Here is a 15849-nt window from a genome sequence, read left to right on the forward strand (position 1 = left end):
CGCGTTTTAATCACCCTTTTGGCTAACCACAGCATCATAGCTTGTTTTTAGTTTTTGGACAACTACGCCAATATCGGCTTCATTTAAATGGCCAAATCCAAGTCTAATAGCGCAAATATCTTTATTTTGATAGAGAATGGTTTTAGGTAAAAACAAATCGTTTTCTTTGGCTTTTTTAGCCAATTCAACAAGCGAAATCCGCGGTTCTAATCGCAACCAAATAGCCAAACCGCCTGCAGGTAGTTCCCAAGTGGCACGCGATTTAAAATGTTCTTTTAGTTGTTCGATCAAATAATCACGTCTTTGCTTATAAACAGTAATATTCTTTTTAATTAACCGATGAATTTCGCCTTCCGAAATAAGTTCAGAAAGCATTTGTTTCTGGATTAAATCGCCTTGTTTATCTAATATTTGTAGATAGTTTTTCGCTTCGTTTATAATCGTCTCTGGCGCAACGACAAATCCGATTTGAAAACTCGGAAAAAACGACTGCCCTAATTTCCCTAAATAGATCACAACACCATGCGCATCCGAACTTGCCATAGGCAACATGGCAGAGCCTTCAAATTGAAAATCATAATCAAAATCGTCTTCAATAATCGCAAATTGATAGGCTTTTGCTAATTGCAATAATTTTAAACGTCTTTCAGCACTCAACGTTACAGTTGTTGGATAATGTCTGTGCGCACAAACATACACACACCTGATGCTGCGCTTGGTAAAATGCGTTTTAATATAATCCACATCAATCCCATGCTCGTCCACCGGAATGGTGATAATATTGGCACCTGCTTGTTGAAAAATCATATTCGATTTATAGTGACTTAAATCCGCTACCAAAACTACATCGGCTTGTTTTATTAAAAGTTGCGACACGATATACAAACTCATTTCCGTACTTCGTGTGCTCATGATATTTTGCGGTTTGATATGAAAACCACGTGTTGCGTTTAAATAATTACCTAAGTGTAAATTAAAGGTAGTTGCTGATTGTTCATTCGTCTGATTCCATTTAGAAATTAGTGACGCGCGTTTCATAGATGCACTATACCACCGAGAAAATTGATGCGTTGGATGCAGCCTTAAATCAGGTTGACCATCATTAATCACATAATTAGTAACCGATATTTCCAGGGTTGACGCTAAATTAAACGACGATTGAAATGGAAATCCGGTTGTATTTGGATAATCACGCAACTTTTCTAAACCTTGAGATGTAGCTTTTATACTTGCCGTTTTTTGTTCCGGCATCAAGACAAAAGTCCCCTTATTTGGCATGATTTCCACCCAACCTTGAGATGCTAATTCTTCATAAACAGCCACAGCTGTATTTCTATTAATGGAAAGTATGTCACTTAAAATACGTGTGCCTGGCAAAGCGGTTCCTTCAATTAAATAACTTCGTTGAATGGCATTAATAATTTGCTGCGCAATTTGAATATACACCGCCGTTACTTGCGATTTTTCGAAGTGAATTAATTTTTTTAATAAATCATTAACCGGACTATTCATATGTTTAAAACTGGACTAGTTTAGTGATCCGGAAAGTTACGACTTTTGCCATCTTATAAAAAACACGAATTACCATTCTTATGAAATTATTTCCGTTAGTTGCCTTATTGCTTATTTTTTCGTTTAAAGGAAACGCCCAAGAATCACCACAGCAGGCTCTAGATTCCGTTGTTATCACGTCCAGCCGAATTGATTTACCTTTTAAAGAAAACTCTAGAACCATTTCCATTATAACAAGTGCCGATATAAAAAACAGTGCTACCACTAATGTTGCCGATTTATTACAACAAGTTGCAGGTGTTGATGTAAGGCGTCGTGGAGCCGATGGTACCCAAGCCGATTTATACATTCGTGGTGGTAGTTTTGACCAAACCTTATTGCTTATTGATGGCATGAAACTAGAAGATGCACAAACAGGGCATCACACCCTAAATATGGCATTGCCTTTAGAAGTTATTGAGCGCATTGAAGTTATAAAAGGTCCTGCAGCGCGCGTGTTTGGCCAGAATGCCTTTACAGGTGCTATTAATATTGTCACAAAAAAACAAACAGATAATATGGTATCGCTTGGTGTACAAGTTGGTTCTTTCGGTCAGAAAAATGCGGATATTACAGTTGGAAGCAACTTGGAAAATTCGTCTCATATTATTAATGTCTCTCGCAATCTATCTGATGGTTACCGTTACAATACGGATTATGATAATCAAAGTTACTTTATTAAAAGTATGTTTAATAAGAATAAACTGCCCATTTCATTTATTGCTAATTACCAAGAACGCAAATTTGGTGCTAATGGTTTTTATGCATCACCAGCTGCAAAAGATCAATATGAAGAAACCCAAACCAGTTTGGTTGGTTTTTCAACAGAAATAAAATCGGAAAAATTTACCTGGAAGCCACGTTTATATTGGCGAAGAAACCAAGATATGTATGTGTTTATTCGGGATAATCCATCGGTTTATAGAAATTTACATCAAACCAATAAAATTGCAGCTGAAGTCAATGCATCCTATAAATCAGCATTAGGAATTACGGGTTTTGGTGTCGATTTATCACAAACCTATATTGCAAGTAATAATTTAGGCAACCATAACCGTTTTGCCACCAACCTATTTTTAGAGCATCGGTTTACGTTTTTAAATGATGCACTTTCAATAACACCGGGAATTGCGGTTAGTTATTTTTCTGACTTTAAATTTCATGCTTTTCCAGGTGTGGATATCGGTTATAAAGTATCGGATAATTTTCAATTGTATGGAAACATCGGTTACACCTATCGGGTTCCAACCTACACGGATTTGTATTATTCAAGCCCAACAGAATTGGGTAATGACAATTTAGATCCGGAAGAAGCCATTTCGGAAGAATTTGGCATAAAGTTTCATCATAAAGGATTCCGTATTTCTGGCGCATTTTTTAACAGAGATTCTAAAAAATTAATCGACTATATAAAGGACGATGTTGCAGATCCATGGCAAGCCACTAATATAGCGGAATTGAATGCTATGGGCTTTGAAGCCCAAACAGATTACACCTTTTTTATGGCCAATTTTACGCAGAACATGAGTTTTGGCTACACCTTTTTAGAAGACGATTTAAAAGATGTATCATCTAACTTTTCACGCTATTCAATAAACTCGTTAAAGCATCAATTTGTGGCAACGTTTAGGAGTCAATTTTTCAAAAACCTATCACAATCCATCGTATATCGTTATGCTGAACGGACTATTGGTGACAGTTACAATGTGTATGATGCTAGTATTAATTACGAATTCAACGCCTTTCAGTTTTCAGTAACCGCTAATAATATTTTGCAAGCAGACTATACAGAAACCAATTTAGTACCTGCTGTAAAAGGGCTTGTTTTGTTCGGATTAAAATACAACTTTAAGTAGGAAGCTATTGAATTGTTCTAAATCTAACAGGTTTTAAAAAGCCTGTTAGGTTTGCATAGGTCTGGGCTCGTTTTGTAACAAAAATCTATTTAAAGCTACTTATATAATAAATTCTTTAAATGCATTGTAGGAATGCCTTAAAGGTTTATATTTAAAACTTATAATCTGTACATGTTATGATGGAGTGGTTTTCAGCTTTAGAATTATTTGCGAAATTTTATTGGGCAATAGCATTAATTGGTTCGCTTTTCTTTTTATTTATCATCATTACAACCTTTATGGGTGCTGATGGCGGCGAAGATATTGATGATATTAACGCAGAAGCTGGTATTGAATTTCAATTTATCACCTTTAAAAACCTCGTCGGTTTCTTCACCATTTTTGGCTGGAGTGGAATTGCCTGTTTAGATGCTGGCCTTTCAAAACCTGTAACCGTTATTATTTCATTCATTAGTGGTTTATTAATGATGACCATTATGGCGGCCATGTTTCACTACATGAAAAAATTAACTTCTAGTGGTACCTTAGATTATAAAAATGCTATTAATGCGGTTGGCGAAGTATATTTAACTATAGGCGCTAATCGGTCCAAAATTGGTAAAGTCAGTGTTAATATCCAAGGATCGCTTCGTGAATTAGATGCTTTAACCGATTGTAAAACCGCCCTTAAGTATGGAACCGTTATTACTGTTTTAGACGTAACTTCTAATGGTATTTTAATAGTTGATACGCATAAAACCACATAAATCTAACACCTTAACCTTATGACATTTCTTTTTACCCAAGCTTTTAATTTAGGATTTCCTATTGCCATAGTTGCAGCCATTCTATTTGTTTTTGTTTTCATAGTTGTACTTATCAGGCGCTATAAAAGGTGTCCTTCTGACAGGATTTTAGTTGTTTATGGAAAAGTAGGCGGTGGTCAATCGGCCAAATGTATTCATGGTGGTGCTGCATTTATTCTCCCTGTAATTCAAGATTATGAATTCTTGGAATTAACTCCTATTTCCATTGAAGTGAATTTGGTTAACGCCTTATCAAAACAAAATATCCGTGTTAACGTACCATCTCGTTTCACCATTGGTGTGTCAACAGAACCTGGTGTGATGCAAAATGCTGCGGAACGTTTATTAGGTTTAGGGCAAAATGAAATTCAGGATTTAGCTCAAGAAATTATATTTGGTCAGTTACGTTTAGTAGTGGCATCTATGGATATTGAAGAAATAAATAATGATCGCGATAAATTTTTAACTAACATTTCAGAAAGTGTAGAAACCGAATTAAAGAAAGTAGGTTTAAAATTAATCAACGTAAACATTACAGATATTGTTGACGAGTCTGGTTATATTGAAGCACTTGGTAAAGAAGCTGCTGCACATGCTATTAATGCCGCGCGTAAATCGGTTGCCGAGAAAACAAGAGATGGATCTATTGGAGAAGCCAATGCGGTTCAAGATGAAAGAAGTCAAGTTGCTGCTGCCAATGCACAAGCTGTAGAAGGTGAAAATACCGCAAAAATTGCCGTTGCAAATTCAGATTCTTTACGTCGTCAACGTGAAGCTGAAGCAGAACGTATTGCCAATGCATCGGAAAAAGTTCAAGCAGCAAAAGCATTAGAAGAATCGTATGCAGCCGAGCAATTGGCAGAAACGGCAAGAGCCGAACGTGAGCGTTCTTCTCAGCTAGCGGATGTTATTGTACCTGCAGAAATTGATAAACGAAAAGTTGAAATTGATGCTGAAGCCGAAGCTGAGCGTATTCGAAGACTTGCTAAAGGTGAAGCAGATGCTATTTTATTTAAAGCTCAAGCTGAAGCTCAAGGTTTATATGAAGTACTAACCAAACAAGCAGCTGGTTTAGATGAGATTGTAAAAGCTGCTGGTAACAACTCCAAAGACGCCGTATTACTACTTATTGCTGATAAATTACCAGAATTGGTGAAAATGCAAGCGGAAGCTATTAAAAATATTAAGATTGATAAAGTAACCGTTTGGGAAAATGGTGGTGGAAAAGATGGGAAAACCTCAACTGCCAATTTCCTTTCAGGTATGTACAAATCAGTTCCGCCACTACAAGAAATGTTTAACATGGCCGGAATGGAATTACCAGAATATTTAAAAGGTAAAGATATTCCGGAAGCAGAAGTTACGGACAAAACAAAATCAGACAACAAATAATTCAAATTGTTTCTTAAGGGTTCAAATTTTAGAAATAAATTGAACGGTAGTTTCACCATTTTGTTTGCTTACAATTCCTTAACTTTGATGTTCTAAAAGTTTTGAGCATTGACATGGAACCTACAGACAATTCCGCGCGTAAAAACAATTACTAAAGCGGATTTTATAAAGCATTATTTTAAGCCGCAAAAACCTGTGGTTATTGAACAATTTATTGAAGATTGGCCAGCCTATACCAAATGGAATCTAGATTATATAAATCAGGTTGCAGGTGATAAAGTGGTACCGCTGTATGATGACAGACCTGTAGATTATAAGGATGGTTTTAACGAACCGCATGCCAAAATGAAAATGAGCGAATACATTGATTTGCTTAAAAAAGAACCGACTAAATACCGCATTTTTCTTTGGAATATTTTAAAAGAGGTTCCGGAACTTCAAAATGATTTTTCCTATCCCGATTTTGGCTTAAAACTTATGAAAGCTATGCCTATGCTGTTTTTTGGCGGTAAGGATTCACACACTTTTATGCATTATGATATTGATTTAGCCAATATATTTCACTTTCATTTTCAAGGCGAAAAGGAAATTATTTTATTCGATCAAAATCAGAATGAGTACCTCTACAAAATTCCGCACGCTTTAATAACACATGAAGCTATTGATTTTTCGAACCCTGATTTTGAAAAATGGCCAGCATTAAAGAATGCTAAAGGCTTTAAAACAAATTTGAAACATGGCGAAATTTTATACATGCCTGAAGGTTATTGGCATTATATGAAATACTTAACACCCGGTTTTTCTATGAGTCTGCGTGCCATTCCCCGAAATCCTAAAAATTTTGGAAAGGCAATCTATAATCTATTTATCATGCGAAATTTTGATAATTTAATGCGCCGAATACGCGGGCAAAAATGGATTAATTGGAAAAACGAACAAGCCGTAATTCGCACGAACAAATAGAGTTATTTCACAATTGGTAAAGAGCCAATAAAGAGTTGTTCGTTAAAAATAATTTGCGCACTACACCTTTTATTTTAAATCAATTACAGCAACACTTCATTAAAATTATTAATATCTTTGCAAACTAATTTTAAAAATAATATCATGAAAAAATTACTGGTTGTTGCAGCTATTTTAACCGTTTCATTTGCAAATGCACAAGCATTTTCAGGTAAAGGTGACCAAAAATTTCAAGTAGGTGCTAATTTTCAATCACATGCTACAGGACTTAATGTAAGTTATGACTATGGATTAGGCGAAAATATTTCAGTTGGTATTAGCTCTAGCTATGCATTAAGTGTTTCTGGAGACTTACAAGATGGTGTAAAAGATCCGTTTGGAAATACGCTAGTAAAAAAAGCTGGTTTTGATGATCGTTTTGATTTAAAAGCCCGTTTTAATGCAAACATTGGAAACGTTTTAAAAATTGATGAGAATTTTGATTTATACCCAGGTTTAAGCTTTAGTATGAAGAATTTTGGTGGCCATGTTGGCGCCCGTTATTTCTTTACTTCTGGTTTTGGTGTGTATACAGAAGCCCAATTTCCTATTGCTAAATATAAAGACAATTTAACGCCTGCTCAAGAATTAAATAATCAGTTTTCTATGAATTTAGGAGCTGTTTTTAATCTTTAATACGCATTAACATTATATTACAAAGCCTTTCAGTTTTAATTGAAAGGCTTTTTATGGAATTAATTCAGCTGCTTTAGCATACACCAAATGACTTTCCCAACCGCGATACAGCAAATAATCGGCTAGTTTTTTACGTTTTTTCCATTTGTCTGTTTCCCTTTCAATAGACTTCAGTCTTTTTTCAGCAAGTTCGTTAAACGTTCCCAAATAATCGGACTCTGAAATTTCTTTCATGGCCAAATCGATATTGTATTTACCAATATCCCGTTTTTTTAGCTCCAGTTTTAAGCGCTGACGTCCCCACTTTTTAATATTGAATTTCCCACGCACATAACTTTGTGCAAATCGCGTTTCGTTTAAAAAATCGTGTTCAAGCAAATGCACAATAATCACATCAATGGCATCTGGAATCATGCGCATGGTGTACAACTTATTAGTAACTTCCTGATGGCATCGCTCTTGATACGCGCAATAGCGCTCAATAGTACGCTTGGCTTCTTCAACAGTATAGGTTTTTACGTGATTCATAAGAGGCAAGATAATAACAATTTGTTAATAATTAGGAAACTGTAAATCCTTGTTTTACAGAGACTTTAATGTATATTTGATTCCTTAAATTATTTAATAATAGCAAGATTACGTTTATGAAACATAAATACTCCCTCATATTTATTACTTTTTTGTGTGCTGTTTTGTCTGGGTTTGGGCAGGTAATTAATAGTAGTTTGGAATCTTGGACAAATTCAACAAGTCCTACTTCTTGGACAAAAGCTGAAAATGTAACTCAAGAATCTACTCCTGCTAATGTCCATAGTGGATCTTATTCTGCACAACAAACTGGTGGGACTAGTGATTTAGGTCAAACAATAGGTGGAATAATTCCTGGAGAAGATTATGAATTATCATTTTGGTATAAAGTCATAGCAAATGACGGAACTGACGCTCGAATTTGGTCTTATTGGAAAAATGGATCACTTAACTTAGATAATAATGACTATGATACTGAAGATGCTATTAGAGGTCCTAACAATTTGTATCTACCTAATAATTCAGGAAATTGGACGCAATATGCTGTAACAATTACTGCCCCTCCCACATCTGATCGTTTTTATTTAGAAGTTAGGACATACTCTGGAGCAACTGTTTACTGGGATGACTTTGTGTTTAGTCAGGTAACGACTTGCACAGCTCCAGCAGATCCAATTGGAACAATTACAGGAACAACACCTGCATGTACCAATACAACATTAACCTATTCTGGAACAACAATACCAGGTACTATTGATTATTGGCAAACTACGCCCACAGGAACTTCTACTGCTAATAACGCTAGTGGCACTTTTAATGCAACCGCCACAGGAACATATTATGTAAGAACATTTTTAACAGCAACTTCTTGTTGGTCTGCAGGAACCGTAAGTTACGCTGTTGTAATAAATTCTGTACCAAATATATCAACACAACCAGCTAATGCAACTAGAGTCATTCCTAACAACGCCACGTTTTCTATAACGGCAACAGGAACACCAACGCCCACATACCAATGGCAAGTCTCAACAAATGGCGGCACCACATGGAATAACGTAACAGGAGGCTCCGGCGCAACTACAAATACGTATACAACGGGAGCAACTTCGGCGCCAATGAATGGTAATCAATACCGATGTGTTGTTACTAATAGTTGTGGCGCTGTAAATTCTAATGCAGCGACGTTGAATGTTACAAATGCTTCACCAAATAACGCTTTGCAATTAAAGTCATGTATTGCCAATGATCAACTTTCTTTAAGTTGGAATGCATCTTCAACAGCAGGCGTAACCGGTTATATTGTTTTTGCTCAACCCAACACAACAATCCCAAGAATGACTGCGGCTTTAGCAGGAAATGCTACTGGATTTGTAGCGAATTCTAATTATACAGCAGCAACATCTTATACTACTTTAGGAAAAGCAGTTTATAAAGGTGCTGGAACGACAGCTACTATAACTGGTTTAACCAATGCTTCGCAATACACTTTTAAAGTGGTTGCTTACACTGGTGAAACAGCTACAGGTTGGGCGTATGCTCTTAATGATAACTCAGCTGCTTCATCATATACACAAACATATACTATTGATGTTCCAGAAGTTACCAGTTTAGCCGCTTCAATTAATCCTACAACATCTACAGTGTCGTGGAATGTGGTGCCAGATTCTGCTGGATGTTACGAATATATGGTGGTTGCAAATGCAGGTGCTGTTACGCTTACACCAACAGGAAACGGTTCGGCTTACACCGCAAATCCTGTTTATGCAGGAGCAAATCAAGTAGTTTATAAAGGAACAGGTAACAGTATCATTGTTACTGGTTTAACAGATGCTGTTGAATATTGTTATACCGTTTTTGTAAGAGAGGTTAATAGTGGTAATCAATGGAGTGATGGTATTTCGGTTTGCCAAACTACTGGTGTTAGTTATTGTACAAATTCAAGTAATAATACAGGAGAAAATGGTATTACTAATGTCACTTTAAATACCATTGATAATTCATCAGTTGCAACTCCTTCTTATACTGATTTTACTTCAGTTCCTACAACTTTAAATAAAGGAGAAAGTTATAATTTATCTGTAAGAGTAAAAACATTTGGTTCTAGTACAAGCTATATAAAAGCATGGATTGATTGGAATAGAAACGGAACTTTTGATAGCAATGAAGAATATGATTTAGGAACAGCAGTAAGTGTAACAGATGGCCTTACTACAAATTCTCCGCTTAATATTACTGTGCCAACAACTGCTACTTTAGGAAACACTAGAATGCGTGTAATTAGTAAGCAAAATTCAGCTCCAACAGCATGTACAGCTTTTGATTATGGAGAAGTAGAAGACTATACGATTAATGTTGTACAACCTGTAAATGCCGAAATTAATGTAAAAGGAGGAGCTATTTCTATTCCTAATGGTTTTGATGCACCTTACGGATTAAACAATACGTTGTTTGCTAGCACACCTTTAAACACAGATTCTGTTGAGAAAGAATTTACTATAGAAAATATTGGTTTAGCAAATTTACTATTAACAGGTTCGCCTATTATTCAATTAGAAGGTACAAACCCAACAGATTTTATTGTAACACAACAAGCAACAACACCAGTTGTAAATGGTACAAACGCAACTTTTAAAATTAAATTTCACCCAACCGTTGCCGGTACGAGAACAGCAAAAGTGAGAATTGAAAATAATGATTCTGATGAAAATCCTTATCTTTTCACCATAGAAGGTGAAGGTAATTGTACAACTGCTCCAACTGTTGCTACTTTTCCAACATCTGGTCCAGCAAATACATTGGTCACTTTTACTTCTGCAACAAGCAATCTTACAGGAGCCACAATTACATATAATAATATAGCAGTTCCTACTGTTTCTAATACATCAGACACTATAGAAGTATTGATTCCTTCAGATGCTAATGATGGTAATTTTGTTATTCAACTAGCAACAGGTTGTAGTGCTACACAATTTTTCGATGTAATTGATACAGACCTTACTGCATGCGATACTGCAGTTGGTGGTGGTGATGCAACCGATTTAATTATCTACGAAGCGTATGATGAAAATGGCGGATCTGGTGGTGTAATAACCATATATAACAACACAGGAGCTTCTGTAAATTTAAGTGGGTATAGCATTCAAAGAGCTGGAGATTATGGAGGTACTTATTCAACTTATGCAAATTTAAGTGGTACACTTGCAGCAAATGCAGTCGCCATTATTTCTGTATCTAGCTCATCTTGTGGTTACACACCTACAGGAAATGGAAGTTTAGGTTCGGCCGGTTTTAATGCAAATGATGGTTTGAGATTAATGAATGGTACTACGGTTATTGATGATGTACATGCACCAAATTATGTAGGGTATTATTTAAAAAGAAAGAATACAAATTTTTATCCAAATACCACTTATACTGCTACCGAATGGACAACTCAAAGTTTATCCGACGATGAATGTTTAGCAGGCGTTGGTACTGTACCGCTTGTTAAAGTGCCACCTGTGGTAATAACTCACCCACAATATGTGGCAGATTGTTCAATAACGGGTACATCTTTAACAGTTGCAGGATCCGAAGGCGTTTCGGGTGGATTGGGACTTGCTTATCAATGGTATGTTTTAGGAACTTCTGGTAACTGGACAGCTGTGTCAAATGGCGGAATATATTCCGGTTCTACAACGTCAACATTAGATATTTCGGATCTTGCTGGTTTAGACGATTATCAATATTATTGTCAAATTAGAGAAAACACTGCTACATGTTACGCAGCGAGTAATGCTGTAAAAATAGAATACATAGCTGCTGTTTGGGATGGCACAGCTTGGTCATCACCTCCTACCTCTAGTAAAATTGCGATTATAAATGGAGATTACGATACAAGTACAAATGTTAACGGAGAAACAAGTTTTGAGGCTTGTCAATTATTTGTAGCTGCTGGAAGCCTGCTTACGGTTTCTGAAGGTGATTATGTTGAAGTTATAAACAACGTTGTTGTTAACGGAAATGGATCAAATTTAGATGGTGTATTAGTTGAAGACAAAGGTAGTTTTGTACAACGTGGTAATGGTATTAATGCAGGAACATATACATTGAATACAAATGCTAGAACCCAAGTCAACAAGAAAACAGCTCCTTTGAATAATTATTATGAATATACCTATTGGAGTTCACCGGTTTCGAATGAAAAAATTGGCTATGGATTAGATGAAGCACATCCAACCAGACGTTATTGGTATAATGGCCAAAATTACCTAGATAGCACGGCTGAAGTAGGTAATAATAACGGAACTATTGCTGGACAAGATGATGTAGATGATAACGGTGATGATTGGCAACCTACAAGCAATTCTGATATTATGATTCCTGGAGTTGGTTATGCCGCCATGCATGATCCAATTGGATTTACTGTAATTGGCGGAAATTATGAATACACCTTTAATGGTAGCTTAAACACAGGCGATTTTACGGTTCCTATTTATAGAAATGATTCCGAAATGGCCGATAATAACTGGAATTTCATTGGAAATCCATATCCTTCAGCTATTGATGCCGATCTATTTCTTTCAGCCAACGCGCTAATTGACCAAAATGTTACAGAATATCCGCAACCAACTGGAGTAACGAATGGTGCCATATTTTTATGGTCGCAAAATTCAGCACCATCAAATACCAATAACGGAAATGAGGTGTTAAATTTTGCACAGTCAGATTATGCTGTAATAAACGGCACCGGACAAACAGCTGGTGGTGACGGGGTTATGCCTAGCCGATTTATTCCTTCTGGACAAGGCTTTTTTATTACATTATCTGATGCCGCGACGGTTTCAACTGTTTCTGGAGACATAAAAACTGCAGATGTTATTTTTCAAAATAATATGCGTGTTACAGGGAATAATAATCAATTTTTCAGGAACACAAATGAAAATCAAAATGAAAAATTATGGCTTAATTTCACCTCAGACATGGGTGTTTTCAACCAAATTTTAATTGGTTATGTTCCAGGCGCAACCAATGGTAACGATGATATGTATTTTGATGCTCCAAAGAATTTGTCTTCAGACTCCTACGTGTATTTCTATTCCCTTATAGAAGCAGAATCGGATAAAGATAAAGTCGCTATACAAGGAAAGGCACCTGAAAGCTTAAACATGGATGAAACAATTTCGTTAGGTTTTAGTACAACCGTTAATCAAGCTACGATTTACACAATAAGTATTGCACAAATAGAGGGTGATTTTTTAAGTACACATACTATTTACTTAAAAGATAAATTATTAAATGTCATCCACAACTTATCGAATACGAATTATAATTTTACATCTACAGTTGGCGAATTCAACGACCGTTTTGAAATTGTATTTAGAGATAGTGCTTTATCGGTTGATGATTATGTAATTAGTAACACCAATTTATCTATTATTGAATTGATGGATAATAACGTTAAATTTAGTATTGGGTCTAACCAAGCAACCATTAAATCGGTTGAAATAATTGATATGTTGGGCAGAACATTATACAGGTTTAAAGGGTCAACTAATAAGGAAACGTATAATTTATCTAACTTAAGTAGTGCCACATATATTGCTAAAGTAACCTTGTCTAATAATCAGGTGTTAGTTAAGAAAGCGGTGAAGAAATAGAACCTTTTTTAATAAGTATGAAAGCGGTTGCATTTAAAATTCAACCGCTTTTTTTATAGCGTATAATGTAATGACACCACAAAATTTCTTCCAGGAGATGCAATTCCGGAGGAATAGGTTTTATACCGTTGATCCGTAACATTTTCCAATCCTGCTGTAACGGCAATACCGTCCTTAAATTGATAATGCGTTCGGACATTCAAGGTGTACCACGAAGGTGAAAAAGGATTTCCATTGGAATCTTTGGCATATAAATAATCTTTAGCCTGTTCTGAAGGTGCTAATTGTTGGTATGATAATTCGCCATTAAAATTCACAAACCCATCAATTTTAAAACGTTGCTTTTGCCATACTACATGCGCATTACCAAAGCGTGGCGCAACATGACGAATAGGAACTTCTATCCCGTCATCTTCTTCCGTGCCTCCTATAATATTGTACTGTGATAAGAATTTAACCGATTTTGAAAAATTGATATTTAGCCCCACTTCAAAACCATAAATCCATGCTTTTGATGCATTTTGAATAGCTTGAACCGTACTCATTTCACCATCATATAAAATTTCAGCTGCACCGTTTATGGTATAATCTCTTCGAACTAAAGCATTATCTAGAAATGTGTAATACGTGGCTAAATCTAAAATTACCACATCACTAAAGTTTAAGAGTAAACCCAATTCACCACCATAAGCATATTCCGATTTCAAATTATTATTGGGCACCACAACACTGCCTGGTTCAGAATCGAAAACCTTACCAATATCATCAACATTTGGCGCTCTAAAAGCGGTTGACGCATTCAATTTCCATTGTATCATGTTGCTAGGCATCCAGCTAATACCAGCTGTTCCCGTAAAGGCACCCGAATTAATTTCAGCTGTATTAAAAGGCAAGTTTAAATAGGCATTGTTTTCTGTGAAATCAGCTTTTGTTAAAACCTGATTATAGCGGATACCGGTTTGAAAAATAAGCTCGGAAGTCGGCTTGTATTTCAAACTCGTATAAGCAGCTAATGATTGCCAAGTAGCACCATCTGGATATCTAGAAACCGTTGGAATGCTAATTCCTGTGCTAATATCCTCTTCGTTACCACTAGAGTTTACCAAATTATACACATATTCGGCGCCATAAAAAAGGGCTGTTTTAGGGCTTAATTGTTTCTCCAAATCCAAGTTTGCCGAAAAAGCATTTACTTGCTCTTCCCTATTGTTTTTTATAACAGATTGAAAATCCCGATCATGACGACTTTCCTTAAAGTGTTGAAATGCAAATGTAGCTTGAGCTTTATCATATAACATAGATTTGCTATTGGACTGCGTAACTTGCAAATTAGTCATAAACCATGCTTGCGGACCATAGTACCATTCGGCCGCTCTTAAGTTTCCATTTTTATATCGGATCAGTCTATCATAACGCGGATAATCTGACGTGGTAGAATAATAGGCTCCAAAATCTACAAGCAGGTCATCGTCAGCTTCAAACCGGACTTTTTGCATGGCATGAAATTGATTGAAACCGGTTGGTTTTTGAATTTTAGAATTTTCATTTATAATCACCTCATCTATACCGTTGACGGTTTGTACGTATTCTGGGCGTAAATAGTCTGTTGGGCCATGACTTCCCATTCGTAAATCGTCAAAATCACTATAACTAATACTGGTTAAAAACGCCCATTTTTTTAGTCCAAAATTAATATCTACATGACCTGTTTTTTCATTGTTGGCTGTTGCATATCGCGCTAAAGCATGACCTTTAATATAAATCTCATCTTTATAGGATAACTGTGGTTTTTTGGTGTAGAAACCCATTACGCCTCCTATGGCATCACTACCATAAACTACAGAACCTGCTCCTAACGTAATTTCCGTGTTTTGAATACTTAAGGGATCTATAGAAATAACATTTTGAAGGTTTCCACCTCTAAAAATGGCATTATTCATCCGAACACCATCAACGGTAATTAAAAGTCTGTTAGTTGAAAATCCACGAATCATTGGGCTTCCACCTCCTAACTGACTTTTTTGAATATAGACATTTCCAGTTTCCTGCAGTAAATCAGCACTTGTTTGTGGGTTATCAAATTGGATTTCTTTAGCTGAAATATTGACAATCTTTTGAGGAATATCGCGTTTACTTTGCTCGAATTTTGAAGCTGAAATTACAACCTCATCTAGTCCAACACGACCTTTTAATGTGATGACATTATTCTGAATTTGATTTTTGGGCAACTCTAAAAGATGGTAATTATCAGCTTGAAATTCTAGGATATCTTGACTAGAAAACGCATCCAAATGGGCCTCACCATTTAGATTTGTGATTACAGATTCAGTCGTATTTGAAATGATAACACCAGGAATTGGTAAGTTGGTATCTGTTTCTAAAACTGTTATTTGCTGGGCTTGACTAAAAAACACGCAAAGCAAACACAAACTGAAAACAAATTGAACTTTCATAAAATGA

9 protein-coding genes are annotated in these 15849 nt (G+C 35.9%); 6 read left to right on the plus strand and 3 right to left on the minus strand.

Translation table 11 applies throughout. From position 1 onward, the window contains the following. Positions 1-6: 6 nt before the first annotated feature. The gene (locus GMA17_RS12150) at positions 7-1512 is read right to left on the minus strand and encodes a PLP-dependent aminotransferase family protein (protein ID WP_248396549.1); all 1506 of its coding nucleotides are present in this window, start codon (positions 1510-1512) and stop codon (positions 7-9) included. Positions 1513-1592: 80 nt separating this feature from the next. On the opposite strand from GMA17_RS12150, the gene GMA17_RS12155 reads away from it, so the two are divergent. The 5 genes from GMA17_RS12155 (at position 1593) to GMA17_RS12175 (ending at position 7222) form a co-directional block, all read left to right on the plus strand. Next, entirely contained in the window at positions 1593-3407 is a 1815-nt protein-coding gene (locus tag GMA17_RS12155; protein ID WP_248396551.1) for a TonB-dependent siderophore receptor, read from the plus strand. A gap of 176 nt (positions 3408-3583) precedes the next feature. Next, positions 3584-4153: a hypothetical protein gene (locus tag GMA17_RS12160; RefSeq protein WP_248396553.1), complete on the plus strand. Its 570-nt coding sequence runs from the start codon at positions 3584-3586 to the stop codon at positions 4151-4153. Positions 4154-4171: 18 nt separating this feature from the next. Further along, positions 4172-5584 carry a flotillin family protein gene (locus GMA17_RS12165; protein WP_248396555.1) on the plus strand — a complete coding sequence of 471 codons (1413 nt, stop codon included), beginning with the start codon at positions 4172-4174 and terminating at the stop codon, positions 5582-5584. Between the two features lie 108 nt (positions 5585-5692). Further along, entirely contained in the window at positions 5693-6547 is an 855-nt protein-coding gene (locus GMA17_RS12170; RefSeq protein WP_248396557.1) for a cupin-like domain-containing protein, read from the plus strand. Between the two features lie 144 nt (positions 6548-6691). Next, complete coding sequence (locus tag GMA17_RS12175; protein WP_248396559.1) at positions 6692-7222, plus strand: DUF6646 family protein; 531 nt, start codon at positions 6692-6694, stop codon at positions 7220-7222. A gap of 51 nt (positions 7223-7273) precedes the next feature. Here GMA17_RS12175 and GMA17_RS12180 read toward each other — a convergent pair whose 3' ends face one another. Continuing rightward, positions 7274-7750 (minus strand): regulatory protein RecX, encoded by a 477-nt coding sequence (locus GMA17_RS12180; protein WP_248396561.1) that lies wholly within the window; start codon positions 7748-7750, stop codon positions 7274-7276. Positions 7751-7866: 116 nt separating this feature from the next. Here GMA17_RS12180 and GMA17_RS12185 point away from each other — a divergent pair, with 116 nt between their 5' ends. After that, positions 7867-13389: a GEVED domain-containing protein gene (locus GMA17_RS12185; protein ID WP_248396564.1), complete on the plus strand. Its 5523-nt coding sequence runs from the start codon at positions 7867-7869 to the stop codon at positions 13387-13389. A gap of 53 nt (positions 13390-13442) precedes the next feature. Here GMA17_RS12185 and GMA17_RS12190 read toward each other — a convergent pair whose 3' ends face one another. After that, a complete protein-coding gene (locus tag GMA17_RS12190) occupies positions 13443-15842 on the minus strand; it encodes a TonB-dependent siderophore receptor (protein ID WP_248396566.1) in 2400 nt (799 codons plus the stop codon). Positions 15843-15849: the final 7 nt, after the last annotated feature.

Origin of the sequence: Bizionia sp. M204 (assembly GCF_023205095.1) — a bacterium.
GTDB classification, from domain to species: domain Bacteria; phylum Bacteroidota; class Bacteroidia; order Flavobacteriales; family Flavobacteriaceae; genus Algorimicrobium; species Algorimicrobium hallyeonense.